Raw genomic sequence first — 23,062 nt, 5'->3', positions numbered from 1 at the left:
GATTGAAGCCTTGGCATCGGGGATATGCATGCTTCGTTTCACCCTGGCGGCGGTCGCGCTCGCCTTTTCGCCGCCGCTGCTCGCTAAGGAGGAGGACGCCGCACCAACGGCATCGCGCGCCGCGCCAACGGTCGAACCGCTTCCCACCGCTGCGTTCGCGCAGTTGCCATTCATGGAAATGCCCGAACTGTCACCTGATGGCCGCCACGTCGCGGGGCTGTTCGGGGTCAAGGGCGAGCAGCGCATCGGCATCCTGCCGCTCCGCGGCGCGATGGCAGCGGCGGTTTTCGTCGCCGTGCCCGACCAGACAGAGATCGACTGGCTGCGCTGGGTCGGCGACGACGATATTGTTATCGGACTGCGCGCGCTGCTGCCGGTCGAGAATGACAACTGGTATATCACGCGCCTGCTCGGCCTGAATCGCACGACCGGCAAGCCCACGCGTCTGTTGTGGGATCTCAAGGGGCAGAATGCAGCCGACTTGCTATGGATGCCGACAGACGGCGGACGCGAGATTCTGGTTGCAGGGCAGAACAGCATCTATGCCGACGAAGATTTCTGGCCAGCCGTCTACCGCGTCGACGTGGCCACTGGCCGTAAGAAGACCGAAGTGAACGGGCGGACGAGCGTCATGGAGTGGGGCGCCGACCATCTCGGTCGCGTTCGCTACGGAATCGGCTATCGCGACCAATCGACCAAGGCGACCCTGCTCTATCGCCGCGACGGTGGCGGTTCCTTTCGCTCGATCGAAACCGCTTCGCTGCGTGACGAGGAGGAGCTTACGATTCCTCTCATTTTCGTCCCCGGCACCGACCATGGTCTTGTCTACAAGGAATCCGCCGATGGCCGGACCGTGATCGCCGAAATCGATCTGACCAGCGGGCGCGAGGTTCGGATTGCCCATGCCGCCGAGGGCGCCGATATCGAAGGCGCCATCCTGTCGCCTGACGGCACCGGGCTGCTGGGCTATTATACATCGGACGATGTCCGGCCGATCCATTGGCTCGATCCGAAAATGGCGGCGCACCAGACGGCGCTCGACGCCATGTCGCCAAAATCGCGCGTTCGTATCGAAAGTTACAGCCGCGATCTTTCCAAACTGCTGGTCCGGATCAGCACGCCCGACAATCCCGGCCTCTTTTATTTCTTCGACGCTACGGCGGGCACGCTCGACCGGCTTGCCGCGGTGAACGAGACGATCGGTGGCAAGCGGCTCTCGCGCGCCCGGCTGGTCCAGTACAAGGCGCGCGACGGGCTCGAGATAGAGGGCGTGCTGACGATGCCGCGCGGGCGGGCCGCGAAAAACCTGCCCTTCATTGTCATGCCGCACGGCGGTCCGTGGGGGCATGACGAGCTGACCTATGACTATTGGGCGCAGTTTCTGGCCGAGCGCGGCTATGCCGTCCTTCAACCCAATTTCAGGGGCTCAACCGGCTATGGCGAAAAGTTCCTGAAGGCCGGACAGGGGCAGATGGGCTTCGCGATGCAGGACGATGTAAGCGACGGGGTGCGCTGGGCTGTAGCCGAGGGCATCGCCGATCCCAAACGCGTGTGCATTGTTGGCGCCTCCTATGGCGGTTATAGCGCAATGTGGGGGATCGCCAAAGATCCCGGCCAGTATCGATGCGCGATCTCGATCAACGGCGTTTCCAATCTGCGCCGCGAGGTCAATGATTTCGGCGGGCAAGTGCATGCGCGGCTCTATCGATCCCAGTGGCAGAAGATGACTCCCGATTTTGCTGCCGTGTCGCCGATCAACTCGGTCGACCGGATCAAGACGCCGTTGCTGCTGATCCACGGCAAGAAGGACGTCACCGTCGATCACGCCCAGTCGGCCAAGATGTACGGCGCGATGCGGAAGGCCGGCAAGGTGGTGGAATTTGTTTCGATCCCCCTTGCTGACCATTATTTTACCCGCGAGGCTGATCGGCTGACGCTGCTGACGTCGATCGAGGCCTTCCTTGCCAAGCATAATCCGCCCGATTGACCGGCATCTTTCCACGCTGTGCAAAACCGACTATCGGGCGGCATGACCGATACGACCCCGACGGCGCTGCCGCGCACGCTCTCGCCCTCGCTCTTCCTTTATTCGATCGTCTACGGCGGCATGGTGGTGCTCGCGGGAGTGCTCGGCAACAAACAGGTCGCGCTCGGCGACTGGCTGGCGGTCGAGGCGGGGATTTTTGCCTTCCTGATGCTTGTCGCATTGTCGAGCGCGGTCTCCGAACTCCATGGCCAGGCGGTCGCAAACCGCATCGTTCTGTGGGGTTTCGTGCCGCTCGTGCTGTCGATCATGCTGACCGCGCTGGTCCTTGCGCTGCCGGCGTCACCCGAAATGCAGCCCGAAAGACTCGCGTCGTTCGACATGATCCTGGGACAAAGCCCCCGCCTTATGGCTGCGGGGATTGTCGCCTATGGCACGTCACAATTCCTCAACGTCACCATCTTCTCAAAGCTGCGCGGACGCGAAGGCGCCGGTTCCGGAACGACATGGCTCGCGATCCGCGGTGCGATCGCCAGCGCCTTGAGCCAGATCGTCGATACTTTGCTGTTCGTGACGATTGCCTTCTACGGCGTGTTCCCGATCGCCAACCTGATGGGCGGGCAGATGCTCGCCAAGGTCGCGCTGTCGGTGCTCGTCATTCCTTTCGTCATCACCGGGCTGGTCGCGCTGGGCCGCAGCGTCGATGCGAAGAACGGCGGATGACGACGATGACCGATCCTTCCCAAATGCCCGACCTGCTCGCCAAGGCCGAAACGCTCGTCGAGGCGCTGCCCTATCTGCAACGCTATGCGGGCCAGACCTTTGTCATCAAATATGGCGGGCACGCGATGGGCGATCCCGAGGCGCAGCGCGACTTTGCTGAGGATGTCGTGCTGCTGAAGGCCGTCGGTATCAACCCCGTTGTCGTCCACGGCGGCGGGCCGCAGATCGGGGCGATGCTGAAACAGCTGGGGATCGAATCGACCTTCGTCGGCGGTCTGCGCGTCACCGACGCCGCGACCGCCGAAGTCGCGGAGATGGTGCTCGCGGGCAAGATCAACAAGGAAATCGTCGGCTGGATCGCGGGCCTCGGCGGCCGCGCGGTCGGCATTTCGGGCAAGGACGCCAATCTCGTCCTCGCCGAAAAGGTGAAGCGGACCGAGGCCGATCCCAATTCGGGGATCGAGCGCCACGTCGACCTGGGTTTCGTCGGCGAGCCGGTCGCGGTCGATCCGACGATCCTTGCGAACCTTACGAAAGACAATTTCATCCCGGTAGTGGCGCCGGTCGCGCTCGGCGCCGACGGCGCAACCTATAATATCAACGCCGACACCATGGCGGGCGCGATCGCCGGGGCGCTGGGCGCCAAACGTTTCTTCCTGCTCACAGATGTCGCAGGGGTCCTGGACAAGGAAAAGAATCTGCTCACCGACCTCGATCGCGCGGCGATCGATGCGCTGAAGGAGGACGGGACGATCACCGGCGGCATGATTCCGAAGGTCGAAACCTGCGTCGCCGCGGTTGATTCCGGGGTCGAAGCCGCGGTCATTCTCGACGGGCGCATTCCGCACGCCATGCTGCTCGAAATTTTCACCGCAAGGGGTGCGGGCACGCTCATTCACCGCTAACATCGCCGCCATCGACCTTTCGGCCGGAGACCTTCCTTGTATTTCATGTTTCTCGAAATTCTGTCGATCCTGCTCAACATCCTGTGGTGGATCATCATTATCCAGGCGGTGATGTCGTGGCTGATCGCGTTCAACGTCATCAACACGCACAATGATTTCGTTGGGCAGCTTTGGTACGTGCTCGACCGGATCACCGAGCCGCTCTATCGGCCCTTCCGCCGCATCATGCCCGATTTCGGCGGTATCGATCTGACGCCGATGCTGGTGCTTATCCTCCTCATCATCCTCCAGGGCCCGGTCATGGCGTATCTCTATCGGCTTGGTATGCAGACCGGGATGGCCTGACGCATGGCAGACCCGGCCCCCGATTCGAAAGTAATCGACGGCAAGAGCTTCGCCGCGGGACTACGCGCGCGGATCGCCGCGGCGGTTCCGGCGTTCAAGGCCGCGACGGGCCGCGTTCCGGGCCTTGCCGTCGTGCTCGTCGGCGACGATCCGGCGAGCGCGGTCTATGTGGGGTCGAAGGGCAAGGCGACGCTGGCCGCGGGCATGGCCAGCTTCGAGCACCGCCTGCCAGCGACCGCGACGCAGAGCGAGGTCGAGGCGCTGCTTCGCCAGCTCAATGCCGATGAGGCGGTCGACGGCATTCTGCTGCAACTGCCGCTGCCCGGCCATCTCGACGAACAGGCGGCGGTCGCGACGATCGATCCCGACAAGGATGTCGACGGGCTGACCCCGGTCAGCGCGGGCCGCCTTGCGCTCGGCATCCCCGGCATGGTTCCCTGCACCCCTTATGGCTGTCTGCTGCTCCTTCAGGACCGGCTCGGCGATCTTTCGGGCAAGGACGCGATCGTCGTCGGCCGCTCAATCCTCGTCGGCAAGCCGATGGGCCAACTGCTGCTCGGCGCCAATTGCACGGTGACGATGGCGCACAGCCGGACGAAAGACCTGCCCGCGCTTGTGCGGCGTGCCGACATCGTTGTCGCCGCGGTCGGCCGCGCCGAGATGGTCAAGGGCGATTGGATCAAACCGGGTGCGATCGTGATCGATGTTGGCATCAATCGCCTGCCGCCCACCGAGGGCGCGGCGAAGGGCCGGCTGGTCGGTGACGTCGACTATGCCGAGGTATCAGGCGTCGCGGGTGCGATCACTCCGGTCCCGGGTGGCGTCGGTCCGATGACGATCGCCTGCCTGCTGCGCAACACGCTCGTCGCCGCGCATCGCCGCGCGGGGCTGGCCGATCCGGAGGGTTTTTGATGCGCCTGTCGCTTGCCGCCATATTGGCTCTGACGCTTGCCGGTTGTGCGGGGTCATCCGACGAGTTTCGGAACCGGCCGCTTGCGGCGAACCCCAGCGCCTTCATCGCCGCCGAGATCGCGTTCGCGCGGCTTGCGCAGGAAAAGGGGCAATGGACCGCGTTTCGCGAAACCGCGCATCCCGATGCGGTGATGTTCGTGCCCGGGCGGGTGAAAGCGCGCGATTGGCTGAAGTCGCAGGCGGACCCTGCCGAGGCGGTGAAGTGGCAGCCGCACGCCGTCTATGTCAGCTGCGACGGCAATGTCGGCGCGACGACCGGCGCGTGGCAGAAGGGGGGGGCGAACGGCTATTTCACCACGGTCTGGCTGCGCGATCCCAAGAATGGCAAGACCGCCTGGATTCTCGATCATGGCGACGGGCTGGCGAGCCCGCGCGAAGCCCCCGAGTTCATCGCGTCGAAACAGGCGGCCTGCGGATCGCGCCCGGCCGTTCCGATCGAGGCGGGTGCCGAGGGTGAGGATATGGCGGTGGGCCAGGCGCCCGACCAGACACTCAGCTGGACATCGACCGTCCGCGCCGACAAGTCGCGGCGCGTCACCGTCCGGCTGTGGGATGGCAAGGATATGGCGACGGTCATCGACGACCGGATCGCGGCGCCGAAGCAGCCGTGATCGACCTTTTCATCTCTGCCTTTGTCACGCTGTTCGTCGTCATCGACCCGCCCGGCTGCGCGCCGATCTACGCCAGCCTGACGAGCGGCGCGAGTGCGGAGCAGCGCCGGTCAATGGCGATTCGTGCGGTCCTGATCGCGGGGCTGATCCTGATCTTTTTCGCGATGTTCGGTGAAGCCTTGCTCGGTTTCCTGCATATCGACCTCGACAGTTTCCGCATCGCGGGCGGGATCATGCTGTTCATCATCGCGATCGACATGGTATTCGAAAAACGCACCGAGCGCCGCGAACAGCGCGCCGAAAAGCTGATGGCGACGCCGGAGATCGAGGATGTGTCGGTGTTCCCGATGGCGATGCCGATGCTCGCAGGACCGGGGTCGATCGCCTCGGTGATGCTGCTCGTGTCGCAGAACAACGGGCTCGACCGCGCCTTCGTCATCTTCGGCGCACTGCTCCTCGTCCTCCTTTTGACGCTCGCTGCCTTGCTCGCCGCAGGGCCGCTGATGCGGCTGATCGGCCACAAGGGTGAGGCGGTGATTACGCGCCTTCTCGGCGTGTTGCTCGCCGCGCTCGCGGCGCAGTTTGTGATCGATGGGTTGAAGGCGAGTTTTCCGAGCTTGGGCTAAGCGTACGAGTAAGCCGTGTATCCCCGCGAAGCCGGGGATCCATCTCCTGACGGTTCAAAATGGCACCAACCGGAGATGGGCTCCCGCCGTCGCAAGGGCACACGGTTTTCTCATTTGGTCAGGCTTACCCTGCCGCGTTCACATCGGCCTGCGTAACCGGGGCGATGCGGATTTCGACGCGGCGGTTGCACTGATAATCGGCCTCGCTCCGTTCGGGCGAGCATTTCAGCTGCGATTCGCCATAGCCGAGCGTCGCCATGCGTGCACGCTGGATTCCGCGGCCGGCGAGGTAGTCGGCGACCGAGGCGGCGCGGCGTTCGGACAGGCCCTGATTATAGGTGTCGCTGCCAGTCGAATCGGTGTGCCCGTAAACGTCGATATAGGTGCTCGGATATTCCGCCAGCGTCGAGGCAACATTGTCGAGCGCACTGCGGAACTGCGACTTCACCATCGCGCTGTTGAGGTCGAAAGTAACGTCGCCGGGCATGTTGAGGACGAGCTGGTCGCCCTGCCGCTCGACATCGATGCCGGTGCCCGCGGTGCGTTCGCGCAGTTTCTTTTCCTGCTGATCCATATAATAGCCGACACCCGCGCCGGCGACCGCGCCGATGCCCGCGCCGACGATTTCCTCGGTGCGGCTGTTCTTGCCGCCGATCAGGTCGCCGAGCAGATAGCCCCCGAGCGCGCCGCCGACGCCGCCGATCGCTGCTTTGGAGATTTTGCGTTCGCCGGTGACCGGATCGGTGACGCAGCCGGTCAGCGCGATCGCGCCGAGGCTGGTCAGAATGGCGAGCCTGGTTGTTCTGCTTTTCATCATGTCGCTCCCTTATATGACGGATGCGTGCGACCCTTTGCACGCGCCGATACTTGCCGATAACCGACAGGCGCCGTTCTGGTTCCAGAATATGACTGAACGGCGGCTGAGCGAACCATCGAGCGGCGCGCCATTGTGCAACGCTGCGCTTTTCGCCTATAGGGAGCCATGACCGAAGCCGACAGGGGCCGGGCGCCGACGCGCCGCACCACCGCCCGATGACCCCTTTTCCCTGGTCCGACGTCGCGATCATCGCGATCCTCGTCCTTCTCAACGGTGTTTTCGCCATGTCCGAACTGGCGATCGTTTCGGCGCGCGATCCTCGTCTTCAGGCGGCCGAAAAGCGCGGCAGCCGCGGCGCGAAGATCGCCCGCCAGCTCGCGGCCGATCCCGGCCGCTTCCTTTCGACGGTTCAGGTCGGGATCACCCTGATCGGCATTCTCGCGGGCGCCTATTCGGGCGCCAGCCTCGGCGCGCCGGTCGCCGAGCGTTTGCAGGCGTGGATCGGACTCGACGATGAAACGGCGCTGACCGCGGGCTTTGCCGTCGTCATCGCGCTCACTACCTACGCGTCGCTGATCGCCGGCGAGCTGGTGCCCAAGCAATTCGCGCTGCGCGCGCCCGAACCCATCGCCATTTTCATTGCATTGCCTATGCTGTGGCTGTCGAAAATCGGCGCGCCGTTGGTGTGGCTGCTCGACCGCAGTTCGGCGCTGGTGTTCCGCTTGCTCGGCCTCAGCCGCGAATCGGAGGAGCGGGTGACCGCCGAGGAGCTGCACCTGATCGTCGCCGAAGCGTCGAAATCGGGGGTGATCGAGGAAAGCGAACGCGCGATCATTTCGGGCGTCGTGCGCCTTGCCGACCGGCCGGTGCGCGAGGTGATGACCCCGCGCAAGGATGTCGACTGGATCGACATTTCGCTCGACGCGCGGGGGCTGCGCGACCGGCTCCTCGAAACGCCGCACAGCCGCCTGCCCGTGGCGCGCGGGTCGGTCGATGATATCGTCGGCGTGGTCCAGGCGCGCGACATCGCCGCGGCGCTGTTCGCCGGACAAACGCTCGACCTTGAACAATTGATGCGCCCGGCGAAGGTCATCCACGACCAGATCGATGCGATGGACGCGCTCGAAGCCTTGCGCGTCGCCGAGGTGCCGATGCTGCTCGTCCATGACGAATATGGCCATTTCGACGGGCTGGTGACGCCGGCCGATCTGCTTTCGGCGATCGCGGGCGAATTTGCGTCGGACCAGGACATCGGCAGCGAACCTTTTGTCGTCGAACGCGACGATGGCAGCCTGCTGATCGCGGGGGCGATGCCCGCCGACCAGATGGCCGAGCGGCTGGGGATCGAGCTGGGCGACGACCGCGACTATGCGACCGCGGCGGGCCACGCGCTCGCCGTGCTGAAGCATCTGCCCGAAGAGGGCGAAAGCTTCATTGACAGGGGCTGGAAGTTCGAGATTGTCGACATGGACGGGCGCAAGATCGACAAGCTGCTCGTGAGCGAAATCCGCAAGCCGAAGGGGGAAGAGGCCGAATAGGCGGGCTTAAGGCCGCAGACGCCTTCCAAAAGTCAGTAAAGGTCAGCCCAACGCGTCTCCGATCTCATGGGTATCGGAGACCACGAAATCCTCCCAAAGGTCAGTAAAAGTCAGTCTTGCGTGCCTCCCCGTTCGCCTCCTCCGGTGGAAATATTGGGCCCGGATCGAGTCCGTTTTCCCAAGCCTCGCTGCGGCCAATTTGTCTACATATTGAAAGAGCCGGGTGAAGGCTGGCACAGCCGGGTCATGTAGGACAGCGTTTTCTTTTTCGCGGAGGTTGGGCTTGGGGGAAGCAGACGTTGCCTCAGAACGTCGCCCCCGCGAAGGCGGGGGCGCAGTAGGCCTTTCCCCGAGTCGCTGCGTAAACCGACGGCGGCCCCCGCCTTCGCGGGGGCGACGGTTAGTTTCGGTCGCTAGCAGCCCCTAAAGCTCGCCCCCCAGCGCGCCATATTTCGCCTCGAACCCGGCCTTGTCGCCGCGCGCGAGATAGCTGGCCTGGTCGATCAGGTTGTCGCGCGCGATGCGGCCCTGGAAGGCGCCGAGCTGCGGGTCGATGCGCGCGATGTCGGCGTCGCTCCAGTCGGCGATCTGCTGGAAACGGGTAACGCCGAGGCCGTTCAGCAGGACGACGAGCTTGGGGCCGACACCCTTTAGCAGTTGCAGATTGTCTGCCTTGGCAACCGTTGGCGCAGGCGCAGGCGCAGGTGCAGGCGGCGGAGGGACAGTCGGCTCGGCGGGAATGGCCGCGGCGTCGGTCGGGGGTTTGGCCGCGGCCTTTTTAACCGTGGTTTTCGCGGCCGGGGCTTTGGTTGCCGTCTTTTTTGCAGCCGGTTTGGGCTTGGCAGTGGGCTTGGGCGGCGCCTTGACCACCGGCTCTGCGACAGGGGCTGGGGGCGGGGCGGCAGCGGGTTCGGGCGCTGAAGGTGGTGCCTTGGCCGCGGCGACAGGCGACGGAACGGGAGCGGCCGGCTGCGGTTTGGGCTCGATCGGTTTGAAGCGCGCCGGTTCGGCGGCGATGATCTCCGGCTTCGCCGGTTCGAGCGGCTTGGCGGGTTTGGCGGGCGTTACCGTCGGCGGCGCGATCTCGGCAGGCCTGGCGCGGCCGAACAGCCACCAGAGCAGCACCACGGCCACGACGAGGCCGACGACCGCGATAATCCAGTTTTCCTGAAGCCAGATCATGTTCTTCTCCAACAGCGATTTCCACCCAGCCTATGCGGGCTTGAAACCCATCTCAAGGGCGGCCGTTCCCATGCGCGTGTTTTGAACTTTCGCGCGGACGCCGAAGCGGATGCCCTATTCGGCCTCGCGCGCGACCTCGCGCCAACCGATGTCGCGGCGGCAGAAGCCGCTGGCGAAATCGATCCGGTCGAGCGCGGCATAGGTGCGCGCCTGCGCCTCGGTGACGCTTTTGCCCGTCGCGGTGACATTGAGCACGCGGCCGCCCGCGGCGACAAGCGTGCGGTCCTGGCGCGCGGTGCCGGCGTGGAACACGCGCACGCCGCCTGCCTCGGCATCGGCGATGCGGCGGATCGCGCCGCCTTTTTCGGGCGTGCCCGGATAACCGTTCGCCGCCATGACGACGGTAAGCGCATAATCATGTGCAAAGGTCGGCGGTTCGGCGTGGGCCAGCTGGCCCGTCGCGGCCGCATAGAGCAGCGCGGCGAGGTCGCCGCGGAAGCGCATCATCAGCACCTGACATTCGGGATCGCCGAACCGGCAATTATATTCGATCAGCTTCGGCCCTTCGGCGGTGAGCATCAGCCCGGCGAAGAGAACGCCGACATAGGGCGTGCCCTCGGCGGCGAGCGTTGTGACCGTCGGGCAGATGATGCGATCCATCACCGCGGCCTCAAGGTCGGGGGTGAGTACGGGCGCGGGGCTGTAAGCACCCATGCCGCCGGTGTTCGGACCCGTGTCGCCGTCACCGACGCGCTTGTGGTCCTGCGCGCTGCCGAAGGCGACGACATTCTGGCCATCGGAGAGCGCGAAGAAGCTCGCCTCCTCGCCGGTCATAAATTCCTCGATCACCACCTCGGCACCCGCACCGCCGAAGGCGCCGGCGAACATGTCGGCAACCGCCGCCTCGGCATCGGCGCGCGTTTCGGCGATGATGACGCCCTTTCCCGCGGCGAGGCCGTCGGCTTTGATGACCACGGGAATGGCAAAGCCGTCGAGCACCGCGAGCGCTTCGTCGGCGCTCGTGCAGCGGGCATAGGCGGCGGTGGGGATCGATGCGCGCGCGCACAGATCTTTTGTAAAGCCCTTCGACCCTTCGAGCCGCGCGGCGGCGGCCGACGGGCCGAAGACCGGCACGCCGATCGCGCGCAGCCGGTCGGCGAGGCCTGCGACGAGCGGCGCTTCGGGGCCGACGACGACGAAATCGATGGCGTGTGCGCGCACGAAGGCTATCAGGCCGTCGAGATCGTCGGCGGCGATCGGTACGCATTCGGCGTGGAGTTCGATTCCCGGGTTGCCCGGCGCGGCATAGAGCTTGGCGCAGCTTGGCGATTGTGCCAGTTGCCAGCTCAGCGCGTGTTCGCGGCCCCCCGAACCGATGAGCAGGATATTCATGGCAGTTCCTTTTCCCGATGAAGCGCCCGGCAACGGCACCGACGCGCGGCTGTTAGCCGAGGAGGCGCCCGGCGACAACGCCCCAGCCCTGTCGGTCAGCCAATTGTCGGCGGCGATCAAGCGGACGGTCGAGGACGGTTTTGCGCGGGTGCGGGTGCGCGGCGAATTATCGGGAGCGAAGCGCGCGGCGTCGGGGCATTTTTATGCGGCGCTGAAGGACGACAACGCCCTCATCGACATGGTGATGTGGAAGGGGCAGGCGGCGCGTCTCGCGTTCCGGCCCGAGGACGGGATCGAGGTGATCGCGACCGGCAAGCTCACCACCTATCCGGGACGCTCCAAATATCAGCTCGTCGTCGAAAGCCTGGAGGTCGCGGGCGAAGGCGCGCTGATGCTGCTTTTCGAGAAATTGAAGGCGCGGCTGGGCGGCGAGGGGCTGTTCGATCAGGGGCGCAAGCAGCCGCTTCCCTATCTGCCGCGCACGATCGGCGTCGTGACGTCGCCGACCGGTGCGGTGATCCGCGACATTCTCCACCGCCTTGCCGATCGCTGCCCCAGCCATGTGATTGTCTGGCCGGTGCTGGTGCAGGGCGAGGGGGCGGCGGCGCAGGTCGCAGGCGCGATTCGCGGTTTCGACGCGCTCGCGCCGGGCGGGAAGGTAGCCCGCCCCGACCTGGTGATCGTTGCGCGCGGCGGCGGGTCGATCGAGGATCTGTGGGCGTTCAACGAAGAGGTCGTCGTGCGCGCGATCGCCGACTGCCGCATCCCGACGATCAGCGCGGTCGGGCATGAAACCGACGTGACGCTGGCCGATTATGCCGCCGACAGGCGCGCGCCGACGCCGACCGCTGCGGCCGAGATGGCGGTGCCGGTGCGCGCCGAGCTGCTCGCGCAGCTGGCGACGTGGGGCGGGCGGATGATCGGCGCCGCGGGTCGGCAGCAGGCGCTGTGCGGCGAACGGCTGGCGGCGCTGGCGCGGCACTTGCCCAAACGCGACGCCCTCTATGCGCCGCAGCGCCAGCGGCTCGACGACGCGGGCGAGCGGCTCGATCGTGGACAAAGGCAGCGGCTGACGATGCTGGGCGAGCGGCTTGGCGCGCGCGGCGCGGCGCTGCGGCCGGCGTTGCTGGCGCGGGCGTGGGACCGCGACCGCGCAAAGCTCGACGGGCTGGTGCGCCTGCTCGCCTCGCTCGATCCGCGCGCGCTGCTGTCGCGCGGCTATGCGATGGTGCGCGATGCTGGCGGCGCGATCGTGACGAGCGCGGCGAAGGCGCACGACGCGGGGCATCTGCGACTCCAGTTCGCCGACGGCGAGCTGCCGGTGACGGTCGGAGAGGGCGGCGATCCCGCGCCCCTGCCCGCGCTGCGCCCGGCGCGCAAAGCTCCGCCGTCCGCGCCGAAACCGGGGCAGGGCGAGCTGTTCTGATCGCGCGGGGGTGGCCCGCGCGGGCGATGCTGCTATAATCGCGCCGCACTCTCCCGCCGAACGGATATACGAACCATGTTGATCGCCAGCCGCAACCGCCTCGCCCGTCTGCACTATGGGCCGAACGGCTTTCGCGTCATATCGCCCGGCGATCATGTGCTGTGCGCAGTGACCGGCGCACCGATCGGGCTCGACGAGCTGCGCTACTGGTCGGTGGCGCGGCAAGAAGCCTATTCCAGCGCCGCGCTGTCGGTGCAGGCCGAACTGGACACCGCGCGCACCACATGATGGTCGCCGCGAACGGGCGGCGCGCCGCGGCGCTTTCGCTGCTGATGCTCGCGACGGGATGCGTTCCAGTCGCCGAAACCGAAGTCCGGCCTGCGCCCTCCCTTGCAGCTCCGCCGCCCGCGCCGACGCCTGCGCCGGTGCGCCATGATCTCGCGCTGTCGGGCATCGCCGAACAGGGCGCGGTCGTTACCGGCCGCGTTTCGGCGGGCGTGCGCAGCCTGATGCTGGACGGCAAGCCGGTTCCGGTGGCGCCCGATGGCGCCTTTCTCATCGGTTTCGACCGCGATGCGGGGGTGGGGGCCGAGCTTGTCGCGACCTTTGCCGACGGGCAGCGCATCGTGCGTACGATTGCAGTTGCGGCGGGCCGTTGGCGACTCGAGCATATTAACGCGCCTTACCGTGGCAGCGCGTCGAGCGATGCCGACTTTGCCCGCCGCCGCCCCGCCGAGGTGGCGGCGATTGGGGCGGCGCGCGCGAAGGAGGCCGAATCGGACGGCTGGCGGCAGGCGTTTCGCTGGCCGGTCACTGGGCGCCTGTCCGGCTTTTTCGGGTCGCAGCGCATCTATCAGGGCAAGCCGGGTGCCTATCACAGTGGCACCGACATTGCAGTTCCGGCGGGAACGCCGTTCGTCGCACCCGCCGACGGGGTGGTGACGCTCGCCGTCGAAGCGCCCTTCACGCTCGAGGGGCATTTGCTGATCGTCGATCATGGCATGGGGCTGTCGAGCGCCTTCCTCCATTGCCAGCGACTCGACGTAAAGGTCGGCGACCGCGTCGTTCGGGGGCAGCGGCTGGGCACGGTTGGCCGCACCGGCCGTGCGACGGGGCCGCATATGCACTGGGGGCTGACGTGGCGCGGCGCCCGGATCGACCCCGGCAAGCTTGCTGGACCGATCGGCGGTTGATCCGGATGGCGGCACTGCCGCGATGAAATCGTAACCGATGAAACAAAATGTCGCGAAATGCGGCATTGCAGCATCATGTGTGTCGCGACTTTCCGAGTTTGTTGCAAATACGTCACAATGCTCGGCGAAACCGCGGCAAGCCGGGGAAATTCCCTTTACTCAAACGGAACGAGGGGTCATCCCCCCACGCTATCGGGGCATCTGCGCGTGATCGCTTTGCATTGCCGCAACAGGGGCCCGGGTATCTTTTATCACTCAGTAGCAAGGGACTGCACTGTGAAGAAAACCCAATTTTCCATGCTGAAACTGAGCGCGGCACCGCTGGTGCTTAGCGTTGCAATGGTTTCGGCTCCTGCTCAGGCGCAAGACGCTCCCAGCGATGATGGCGACGCGCTGATCGTCGTCACCGGATCGCGTATTGCGCGTCCGAACCTCGATTCGAACAGCCCGGTCGCCGTCGTGACGGGTGAAGCGACGGTCGAAAACGCCGACATCACGCTCGACACTTTCCTGAACACGCTGCCGCAGGTCAATCCGGCGGGCACCACCACCTCGAACAACCCCGGCAACGGCGGCCAGTCGAACATCAACCTTCGCGGCCTCGGCGCAAACCGTAACCTGGTCCTGATCAACGGCCGCCGCCCGATGGTCTCGGCACCGACTCAGACGGTCGACCTTAACACGATTCCGCAGGGTCTGATCGAACGCATCGAAATCGTGACCGGCGGCGCCGGCGCGGCCTATGGTGCCGACGCGATCGCCGGCGTCGTTAACATGATCCTGAAGGACGATTTCGAGGGCCTCGACCTTCGCGTAAATTATTCGAACTCGATTCCCGAAACTGACGCGCGCGAATATGCGATCAGCGGCATCATCGGCGGCAATTTCGCCGACGGTCGCGGTAATATTGCCTTCTCTGCTGAATATTCGAAGCGTCAGGGCCTGATCAAAGCGCAGCGCGAATTCGCGTCGCAGGCGACTTCGACCACTGGCTCGTTCCCGACGGGCTCGTTCACTGTCAGCGGCAGCAACCCGATCAGTCAGACGGCGGTCGACGCGCTGTTTGCCAGCTATGGTGTCAGTGCCGCGCAGACCCCGCGCATCAACCAGCTTGCATTCAACTCCGACGGTTCGCTGTTCGGCGTCGGCACGTTCAACAGCCCGGTCGATGTGGCGAACTTCCGTTACGATCTCGATTCCCCGGCGAATCCGAACCTGAACTTCTACCCCGATTTCTACAGCTATAACTTCGATATTGTGAATATTCTGGTTCTGCCGCTGGAGCGCAAATCGGCTTTCCTGACCGCGAAATATGAAATTTCGCCGGCGTTCGAATTCTTTACACAGGGTGGCTACACCAATTATAATTCTGCCACCGCACTGGCTCCGACCCCGGTCAGCACAGGCATCGTGAACTCGCTGAACAACACCTCGGCAGTGACCAATGCCCGATCGCCGCTCGTACAGTCGGGATTGTGCCCGCCGGCTGGCTCCAACCCCCCGGCGCCGTGCCGCATCACCGGTTTCGTGATTCCGGTCACCAACCCTTGGATATCAGACGATCTTGCGGGACTCTTGGCGACCCGGACCTTGGATGATCCGGCCCTGACCGGCTCCGGCGCGACCGAAGCATTTCGCATTGGTTATCGTTTCTTGGGCACGGGCCTTCGCGAACAGCAGCTTGAAAACGAAGTTTTGCAGGGACTCGTGGGTCTGCGCGGCGAATTTGCTCCGGGCTGGCGCTACGAAGCCTATTACAGCTGGGGTCAGACGACCATTGACCAGCGTGCAACGGGCAACGTCAATGTTCAACGCGTTCAGGAACTTCTCGAAGCACCGGACGGCGGCGTCAGCCTTTGCGACGGCGGCTTCAATCCGTTCGGTATTCAGCCGCTTTCGGCAGACTGCGTTGCCTATGTGGATGAAGTGGGCGTGACCAAGACCACTTTCTCTCAAAAGGTCGCTCAGGCTTATGTTTCGGGTGAACTCGCAGACTTGCCGGGCGGTCCGCTCGGCGTTGTCTTCGGTGTAGAACAGCGCAAGTTCCGCTACGAGTTCGATCCGGGCGCCCTGTTCGGTCCGATCGCCGGCTTCAACACCAGCACCCCGGACCTCGGCACGAACTCCTTCCTTGACTTTTTCGGCGAACTTCGCGCTCCGATCATGGACACGCTCGAACTGTCGTTGACGGCGCGTCATTCGAAGAGCGATTTCAACGATATCCAAAATGGTATCGACGGAGCGCCCTCGAAGGATTGGTCCTATGGCGGTACGGTGACGTGGAGCCCGATCGATCAGGTTCGGCTGCGTGCGAGCTATCAGCATTCGGTTCGCGCACCCAACTTCGGCGAATTGTTCTCCGGCGGCGGTTCCTTCCCGCAGATCTTCGACCCTTGTTCGGTCAATTCGCAGTTCCGTCAGAATGGCGGCACCGACGCGCGCAATCTCTGTATAGCGACGGGACTTGGAGCGAGCACGGCCGATACGTTCGTTGCAACGCCGGGCGCTCAAGCCTATCTGGGGATTCGCGGCAATCCGAACCTGAAGCCTGAAAAGTCTGATGCGTTCACCGTTGGCGCGGTGTTCCAGGCCGGCGGCTTCACGGGCTCGATCGATTACTACAACATCAAGATCACGGACACGATCTTCGCTCCTGATGTGAATGAGCTCATCGCCTCCTGCTATGGCTACAACGATATCAATTCCGATCTCGATGAGAATAGCCCATATTGTGCAGCAATCGGTCGCTCGGGGAACAACATTACAGGACTTTATCTGCCGGCGTCGCTGGGCGGCGATGCCGACGGTTACTTCCAGTCGGTGAACCAAGGTTCGGTAAAGACCTCGGGTATCGACGTTCAGCTTGGCTATCGTCTGCCGACGCCGTTCATTAACGAGGACAGTGCGCTGAACTTCAACCTGATGGTCAACTACCTCATCGATTTCAAAAACGAAGGGTTTGGGGGTCTCGTGACCGACTATGCGGGCACGGCGTCCTATTTCGGTGCGGGTCTTGGCACCAGCTTCCCGCGCTGGAAGGCGACGCTGAATTCGAAGCTGAACATTACGCGTGAACTCAGCTTCGACACTCGCGTTCGCTTCATCGACTCGATGGAAAACCGCGCTTCGCGCCAGTATGTCGGTGAAACGTTCACGGGCCCGGGCAGCGTCTTCTACTTCGACTTTGCCCTGCAAGCCGAGGTTGACGCGCTGACCTTCCGTCTTGGCGTGAACAACGCGTTCGACAAGCAGCCGCCGACCTACTCGCCGAACGTGCAGTCGGGCACCGATCCGTCGACCTACGATGTTATCGGGCGCCGTGCATTCGTTTCTGCACGTTTGCGCTTCTGATCGGAGCATTCTCGAACAACGGGGAGGGCGGGACTGGTGTCCCGCCCTCTTTTTTTATAGATAGCGCCGATGACTGTATCCGACAGATTGCGCGCCGCGTACGCGGCCTATGCCAAGGGTGATTTTGCTGCCGCCAGAGCGCAGGGTGAAGCCGCGCTTATCGCGCAGCCAGCCAACCCGACCGTCCTTCAACTGCTCGGGGTGGTTTCATGCCAGACGGGCGCTCTGAAACAGGGCGCAGATTATCTGCGCCGCGCAATCGCCAGTGGCGGCGATACCAGCGACAATCGTATCAACCTAGCGCGCGCACTGTTCGATCTCGGCGAGCTTGATGAGGCAGCGCGAATATGCGCGGAGGGAGACGTCGCCGAATCGTCTGAGCTGCAAGCGATGCAAGCGCAGATTTTGAAAGCGCAAGGCCGCACCACGGAAGCCAGCTGGACCTACGAAAAGCTGGTTACGGAGAATCCCGAAGATTTCGGTGCGTGGAACAATCTGGGCAACGCCCGACACGAGCGTGGAGACTTGGAAGGCGCATTGAACGCCTTTCAGCATGCCCGGCAGATCGACCCCAAATCATCGCTGATACATACAAACCTCGGACGCGTCCTAACCTCGATGGATCGGTACGAGGATGCATGTTTGATGCTGGAAAAGGCGGCGCTGCTCGCACCGGGCAAGGCTGAACCGTTGCTCGAGCTGGGGCGAGCTCTTACGAGCATAGGCCATAGCGAAAGTGCACTTCGCGCGCTGGGCGCAGCGGCACGACTAAACTCTTCAGACCCCAAGATCTTTCTCGCCATCGCCGTTGCGTTCATGGATGCATCCAACAATGAGCAGGCGGAGAAAGCATTGCGCTTTGCGATCAAGGCGGATCGATCCTTTGCTGCCGCTTACCTGAATCTCGGCATCATTTTGGAAAAGGCGAACCGTGTCGAAGATCTGCGGGCGCTGCATAAGTCGGCGGAATCAGCTGGTATCGCGGGCGACGAACTGGACTATTTGCACGCGCTCTTATTGGCGCGCGACGGCGACCGTGCAGGGGCTCTGGAACTGATCCGGGATATTCGATCGCCCGCAATCAGTGCCTCGATCAAAGCACAGTTCGCCGGGCAACTCGCCGACCGGCTCGGCCGGATTGACGAAGCCCTATATTTCTACGAAGAAATGAATCGAGCCCAGGCGCAAAGCCCGATGGGGGTTGGCGTCGATCGCAGCGCCTACCAGCGGGCGATTGCCCGGCTTGAAGAGCAAACGTCCGCGGTCTGGTTCGCCGACTGGTCTGTGGCGCCAGCGCCGGCGGCGCGAGCCGCGCCCGCGTTTCTCGTCGGCTTCCCGCGATCGGGAACGACATTGCTCGACACCATTTTGATGGGCCATAGCGGGACTCACGTCCTCGAAGAACTGCCTATTATCGAGCGGCTGTCGCAGTCGTTAGGCGATCTCGACGCAATTCGCACGCTTGACACCGCGGGGGTCGCTCATCTGCGCGATCGCTATTTCGCGGAACTCGACAAGCTCTCGCCGCCCCCGCCGGGCAAGCTCGTGATCGACAAGAATCCGCTGTCGATGATCCGCATACCCCTGATCCACCGCCTGTTTCCTGATGCCAAGATCATCCTTGCGATGCGCCATCCGTGCGACGTGGTATTGAGCTGCTATATCCAGAATTTCAAACCGACCGAATCGATGGCCAGCTTTCTGGATCTGCCGAACGGCAGCCGCACCTATGACCGGATTTTCCGATATTGGGAAAAATGTCGGGAGGTGTTTCCGCTCGACGTCCACATGCTTCGCTACGAAGAGATGATCGCCGATGTCGGCGCGGCAACACGGCCGCTGTTCGATTTTCTCGGGCTCGATTGGGAGGAAAGCGCGCTCGATCACCAGAAGACGGCTGTCGAGCGCGGCTATATCCGAACGCCAAGTTACGCTCAGGTGACGGAACCCATCTATTCATCCGCCAGCGGTCGTTGGAAGCGATACGAACCCCAAATGCGCGAGATCTTGCCGATTCTGCAGCCGTGGGTTGAGCGCTATGGATACAGCCTTGATTGATCAAGCGACAGCACTGCGCAGCCAGCCGGTGATCGACAACCGCGGTTCTGGCGCGAAAGGTGTGACGTAGCACTGCGCAGCCAGCCGGTGATCGACAACCGCGGTTCTGGCGCGAAAGGTGTGACGTAGCTGACGCTGTGGCGCTGCGGCACCGAAAAGAGCCGCAGCGCGCCCATTTGTGGCGCGAAACCTTGCTCGATATTGCCCGTGTCGTCGTGGAACATCAACAGCCCCCCCCATTCGGGGCGCCACGCCGGGGTCAGCGAGAATACATAGGCCGCCTGCCGATTCTTTCCGGCAACATCATCGTCGTGGCAGGTCAGAAAATGTCCTTCCCCGTAACTGGTCGCCTGCCCGTCCGCAAAGGTTGCGGAACCGCCAAGCACATGATTGAGCCGCTCGATTACCGGCGCCGATGAGAGAAAGGCGACAAAACGGGCTACGAGATCCTCGCCGCCTGTGACACCTCCGTCGGGCGCGCGGATCGATTCATAGCGATACTGAAAGCCTGCGCGGCCTGCATTGACGACATGCCGGTCGAGTTCGCGTCGTTGGGCGGCGCTGAGGTTTGCGACCGCTTCGCGCGACAACTCATAAACTTTGTCGCCGGCGTTCAGGACCAGCTTCCAATCCGTGCGTTTGCAAAGATGGGCGCGGAGAATTTCTGCTTGGCCCTCGACAAGTATGTCCGGGATTTCCAAACGACGCCGATGACGAAAACGCTCCCTCGCGGCATCCCAATCGATACGATCTGCCAACCGAAATTCGAAGGCCATTTTTCTGCTCAGTTCCCAGAAGCTATGCTTGGACAGCGTTACATTAATTTACGCTAGGCTATGCAATTTTGTTGACGGTCCAACGGGTTAAAGTATCATCTCAGGATCGATTATATATTAGCGAGACATTCCCCAATGCGCACGATTTTATGCACCGCCGTTGTGCTGGGCGCCCTGCTTCAGTCCGCCCCTGCACTGGCAGAGAAAAATAGCGACACCGCCGTTGTTAACCCCAAGGACCGCATGGTTTGCAAACGAACTCAGCGCACGGGAACGCGGTTTGACACGAAGATATGCAAGACCGCGGGCCAGTGGGATGCAATTGCGGAGGAGCATCGACGGAATGTGAGCGAATTGGCCAATCGACCGATAATTGAAACGCGTCGTAATAGTTTTGACGAGTAAAGCGCTGTGACGTTGCACGATCCTTAAGGGGAGACCTTCAGCCAAACGGCGGTTGCTATGCTGCCCTGCATCACACCTTGAATTGGCCCGCGAGCCGAATGATAAATCTTGTTTTCCTGCGCCATGCAACGCCGCGCAGCACATCTGCAGCGGGCCAAAGCTGAAATATTTGGTCGCGCACTTCTCTTGTAAGTGGCGTGTCCACGGTCCCGGCTGGTTTGACAGTCCATGGGACTACCGGATATATCTGACACCAAGATATGATGCTTTGGAGCAGATTAGCCATGCGCGTATTTCATTCGCTGGCGTTGGCCGCAGTTGCCGCATTCCTTCCTGTTGGGTCAGTTGAGGTTGCTGCGCGTGACGAGGCGGAAACCACCGCCGATCCCAAAGGCCGCATGGTTTGCAAACGCACCCAGCGGACCGGTACGCGGTTTTACGACAAGATTTGCAAGACGGCCGGCCAGTGGGAGGCGATTGCCGAACAGCATCGGCGAAATGCCAGTGAAATGATAGACCGGCCCCAGATCGAAATCCGGCGGGATAACTGACCCCATGAAACTTGGAATGCCGCTGGTCAAGCTGCCAAGGCAATATTGCGCCGACACGCTCGCGAGGGAGGTCGCCGCACTGCCCAAATCGGCGTGGCTGCCCCATCCGGGGCGGATTCCCGGCAATGACGCGGTACCGCTGATTACGCCTGCCGGGCAGATAACAAACGGCTTTGCGGGACCGATGGCGCCCACCGAAGCCCTTGAACAGTGCCCCTATATCAAGGAAATACTCGTCGACCTCGGCGCGGTCTGGGGACGCAGCCGCCTGATGGGACTGGCGCCGGGCGCAATCGTGCCCGAGCATGTCGATGTCGGCTATTATTGGCGCACGCATATCCGCATCCACATTCCCGTCGTCACCAACCCGCAGGTCGCGTTCAGCTGCGACAAGGAAACGGTCCATATGGCGCCAGGCGAATGCTGGTTATTCGACAGCTTCTGCCTTCATGATGTTCGCAACGGCGGCGACCAGAAGCGCGTGCATCTAGTTCTCGATACGGTCGGCGGCGAAAAGCTGTGGGCGATGATCGCCGATGCCAAACGGGCGGGGCGCGATGGCCAGCCGACACAGCATATTGCGCCCGGATCGGTTCCTGCCGCGCCACTCGCCTTCGAACAGGTCAATCTGCCGGCGATCATGTCGGTCTGGGAGGTGCGCTGCCACATCGACTTCCTGCTCGATCAATGTGCCGCCGGTCCAGAGCGCGATGCCGCTGCAGCGCGACTGGAACAATTTGCCAATGCTTGGGGCGCGCTGTGGGCCCAATATGGCACTCGGTCGTCGGGCATTGCCGCTTATCGGCAACTTATCGATGCCGCTCAGCGCGACTTGCAAGCCATAGGGACGCAACGCATCCTGCTCGCCAATAATCAGGTGCCGCTCGACCGGGCACTCGCCGAACTGATCTTCATGGTGGCTGCGCCCGATTCGTTCCCCGCGGCCGCCTGAAACCCATGATCGTTTCGCATCAACATCGCTTTATCTTTGTGGCTATTCCGAAGACGGGGACGCATTCGGTTCGCCAAGCCTTGCGCGCGCATATGGGCGATGGAGATATGGAGCAGGCACGCCTGTTCGTGGAAAAGAGCTTTCCGATCCCCGAGATCGCTCGAATGGGCCATGGCCATATAAGCTTCGCCGAAATCCGGCCCTTTCTGGGCGAAGATCAATTCACAAACTATTTCAAATTTGCCTTTGTGCGCAATCCGTTCGACCGTTTCATTTCCTACTGCGCCTTTGCCACTAGTCGCGAAGGAAGTTTCGAACGCGACCCGCAGCGGGTGATGCGTCATTTCCTTTTCATCGCCCCGCCGCATCAGCACATCATATTCCGTCCTCAGCATCTGTTTCTGACCGATCGCGATGGCAGCTTGCTGGCAGATATGCTGGGAAAGGTGGAAGAGATGCAATCATCCTATGACGTAGTTTGCGCGAGGATCGGTATCCCATCCACCCCGTTGGATCACGCCAATCGATCGCGACGCGGCAACTATCGCGATTATTATGATCAGGAGCTGATTGACGGGGTTGCGAAGATTTATGCCCGCGATCTTGAGCTTTTCGGTTATGACTATTGATCGGAAGGGCTGAACGCGATGTATCCCAACCCCCGAAAGACGACAAGCATCCGCCGGCTGGGTGCGGTCGACATCGCCGCGGTAAAGGCCGCGGTAATGGGGATCCCTGAAGAAATGTGGCATGCGGAAAATGCCGACAAGCCCAATCGCTTTGAGGCACTCGATGCGACCGCGCATATTGTCTTTCGTTTCATTTCAAACATGCGCGACTGGCGCAGCAGCTATTCACGCCCGCTGTGGGACGAATGGGAGCCGTTGCTCGCCCCTGTGCTCACCGCGGCGACCGCCGACTATGGCTATAGCAACGGTGTCTTCCCTAGGGTCATGCTTGCCCGCATGCCCGCCGGCGGGGTAATTCAGCCGCATCGCGATGCCAATCCTGCGGCGAAATGGCCGCACAAGATTCACGTGCCGATCCAGACGAATGACCAGGTCGAGTTCCGTATCGAGGGCCAGAGCTATCACATTGTCGAGGGCGAGGCGGCCGAGGTCAACAATATGGGCGTGCATGCGGTGGTGAATGGCGGCGACACGCCGCGCATTCACCTGATCTTCGAATATTATGACGCGGACCAGCCCGAGCCCGAATGGCTCGCGACGCTCGCTGCACAGCAGCCTGCCTGACG

The 23,062-nt window shown here is 63.0% G+C and carries 21 protein-coding genes; 17 read left to right on the top strand and 4 right to left on the bottom strand.

Going from position 1 to position 23,062, the window contains the following annotated elements:
* Positions 1-28 precede the first annotated feature (28 nt).
* Genes VSX77_RS06695 through VSX77_RS06665 form a run of 7 tightly spaced genes read left to right on the top strand, consistent with a single transcriptional unit; the run spans position 29 to position 6,166 of the window.
* On the top strand, positions 29-1,987 hold the full coding sequence (locus VSX77_RS06695) for an alpha/beta hydrolase family protein (protein WP_338426875.1): 1,959 nt from the start codon (positions 29-31) through the stop codon (positions 1,985-1,987).
* A gap of 42 nt (positions 1,988-2,029) precedes the next feature.
* Positions 2,030-2,707: a queuosine precursor transporter gene (locus VSX77_RS06690; RefSeq protein ID WP_338426874.1), complete on the top strand. Its 678-nt coding sequence runs from the start codon at positions 2,030-2,032 to the stop codon at positions 2,705-2,707.
* Complete coding sequence (argB, locus tag VSX77_RS06685; RefSeq protein WP_422397294.1) at positions 2,704-3,612, top strand: acetylglutamate kinase; 909 nt, start codon at positions 2,704-2,706, stop codon at positions 3,610-3,612. Before VSX77_RS06690 ends, argB begins: the two co-directional genes overlap by 4 nt.
* Before the next feature lie 45 nt (positions 3,613-3,657).
* Positions 3,658-3,957: a YggT family protein gene (locus VSX77_RS06680; protein ID WP_338427230.1), complete on the top strand. Its 300-nt coding sequence runs from the start codon at positions 3,658-3,660 to the stop codon at positions 3,955-3,957.
* A gap of 3 nt (positions 3,958-3,960) precedes the next feature.
* Positions 3,961-4,869: a bifunctional methylenetetrahydrofolate dehydrogenase/methenyltetrahydrofolate cyclohydrolase FolD gene (gene folD, locus VSX77_RS06675; RefSeq protein WP_338426872.1), complete on the top strand. Its 909-nt coding sequence runs from the start codon at positions 3,961-3,963 to the stop codon at positions 4,867-4,869.
* A complete protein-coding gene (locus tag VSX77_RS06670; RefSeq protein WP_338426871.1) occupies positions 4,869-5,540 on the top strand; it encodes a hypothetical protein in 672 nt (223 codons plus the stop codon). The genes folD and VSX77_RS06670 overlap by 1 nt, the downstream gene beginning before the upstream one ends.
* Complete coding sequence (locus tag VSX77_RS06665; protein WP_338426870.1) at positions 5,537-6,166, top strand: MarC family protein; 630 nt, start codon at positions 5,537-5,539, stop codon at positions 6,164-6,166. The genes VSX77_RS06670 and VSX77_RS06665 overlap by 4 nt, the downstream gene beginning before the upstream one ends.
* A gap of 124 nt (positions 6,167-6,290) precedes the next feature.
* Here the strand turns inward: VSX77_RS06665 and VSX77_RS06660 are convergent, their stop codons facing one another.
* Positions 6,291-6,980: an OmpA family protein gene (locus VSX77_RS06660; protein WP_338426869.1), complete on the bottom strand. Its 690-nt coding sequence runs from the start codon at positions 6,978-6,980 to the stop codon at positions 6,291-6,293.
* Between the two features lie 218 nt (positions 6,981-7,198).
* On the opposite strand from VSX77_RS06660, the gene VSX77_RS06655 reads away from it, so the two are divergent.
* Positions 7,199-8,521, top strand: coding sequence for a hemolysin family protein (locus tag VSX77_RS06655; RefSeq protein WP_338426868.1), 1,323 nt, complete (start codon positions 7,199-7,201; stop codon positions 8,519-8,521).
* Positions 8,522-8,944: 423 nt separating this feature from the next.
* Here VSX77_RS06655 and VSX77_RS06650 read toward each other — a convergent pair whose 3' ends face one another.
* Entirely contained in the window at positions 8,945-9,703 is a 759-nt protein-coding gene (locus VSX77_RS06650) for a hypothetical protein (protein WP_338426867.1), read from the bottom strand.
* A gap of 114 nt (positions 9,704-9,817) precedes the next feature.
* Complete coding sequence (gene purD, locus VSX77_RS06645; protein ID WP_338426866.1) at positions 9,818-11,095, bottom strand: phosphoribosylamine--glycine ligase; 1,278 nt, start codon at positions 11,093-11,095, stop codon at positions 9,818-9,820.
* Between purD and xseA the strand changes: the two genes are divergently transcribed.
* The 5 genes from xseA (at position 11,094) to VSX77_RS06620 (ending at position 19,123) form a co-directional block, all read left to right on the top strand.
* A complete protein-coding gene (gene xseA / locus VSX77_RS06640) occupies positions 11,094-12,521 on the top strand; it encodes an exodeoxyribonuclease VII large subunit (protein ID WP_338426865.1) in 1,428 nt (475 codons plus the stop codon). The two genes, purD and xseA, sit on opposite strands and share 2 nt — an antisense overlap.
* 75 nt (positions 12,522-12,596) lie before the next feature.
* Positions 12,597-12,809 carry a DUF2093 domain-containing protein gene (locus VSX77_RS06635; protein WP_338426864.1) on the top strand — a complete coding sequence of 71 codons (213 nt, stop codon included), beginning with the start codon at positions 12,597-12,599 and terminating at the stop codon, positions 12,807-12,809.
* Positions 12,806-13,714 (top strand): M23 family metallopeptidase, encoded by a 909-nt coding sequence (locus tag VSX77_RS06630; RefSeq protein ID WP_338426863.1) that lies wholly within the window; start codon positions 12,806-12,808, stop codon positions 13,712-13,714. The genes VSX77_RS06635 and VSX77_RS06630 overlap by 4 nt, the downstream gene beginning before the upstream one ends.
* Before the next feature lie 276 nt (positions 13,715-13,990).
* Complete coding sequence (locus VSX77_RS06625) at positions 13,991-17,065, top strand: TonB-dependent receptor domain-containing protein (RefSeq protein ID WP_338426862.1); 3,075 nt, start codon at positions 13,991-13,993, stop codon at positions 17,063-17,065.
* 69 nt (positions 17,066-17,134) lie between these two features.
* Positions 17,135-19,123, top strand: coding sequence for a tetratricopeptide repeat-containing sulfotransferase family protein (locus VSX77_RS06620; RefSeq protein ID WP_338426861.1), 1,989 nt, complete (start codon positions 17,135-17,137; stop codon positions 19,121-19,123).
* Here the strand turns inward: VSX77_RS06620 and VSX77_RS06615 are convergent.
* Positions 19,102-19,899, bottom strand: coding sequence for a 2OG-Fe(II) oxygenase (locus VSX77_RS06615; protein ID WP_338426860.1), 798 nt, complete (start codon positions 19,897-19,899; stop codon positions 19,102-19,104). The genes VSX77_RS06620 and VSX77_RS06615 overlap by 22 nt on opposite strands.
* A 689-nt stretch (positions 19,900-20,588) precedes the next feature.
* On the opposite strand from VSX77_RS06615, the gene VSX77_RS06610 reads away from it, so the two are divergent.
* The 4 genes from VSX77_RS06610 to VSX77_RS06595 are packed head-to-tail and all read left to right on the top strand — an operon-like array spanning position 20,589 to position 23,060.
* Positions 20,589-20,855, top strand: coding sequence for a hypothetical protein (locus VSX77_RS06610; protein WP_338426859.1), 267 nt, complete (start codon positions 20,589-20,591; stop codon positions 20,853-20,855).
* Positions 20,856-20,859: 4 nt separating this feature from the next.
* Positions 20,860-21,807: an aspartyl/asparaginyl beta-hydroxylase domain-containing protein gene (locus VSX77_RS06605; RefSeq protein WP_338426858.1), complete on the top strand. Its 948-nt coding sequence runs from the start codon at positions 20,860-20,862 to the stop codon at positions 21,805-21,807.
* Positions 21,808-21,812: 5 nt separating this feature from the next.
* Entirely contained in the window at positions 21,813-22,436 is a 624-nt protein-coding gene (locus VSX77_RS06600) for a sulfotransferase family 2 domain-containing protein (protein WP_338426857.1), read from the top strand.
* Between the two features lie 18 nt (positions 22,437-22,454).
* Positions 22,455-23,060, top strand: coding sequence for an aspartyl/asparaginyl beta-hydroxylase domain-containing protein (locus VSX77_RS06595; protein ID WP_338426856.1), 606 nt, complete (start codon positions 22,455-22,457; stop codon positions 23,058-23,060).
* Positions 23,061-23,062 lie beyond the last annotated feature (2 nt).

The organism is Sphingopyxis sp. TUF1 (assembly GCF_036687315.1).
Classification (GTDB): domain Bacteria; phylum Pseudomonadota; class Alphaproteobacteria; order Sphingomonadales; family Sphingomonadaceae; genus Sphingopyxis; species Sphingopyxis kveilinensis.
This window is presented reverse-complemented; position numbering and strand designations above follow the sequence as displayed.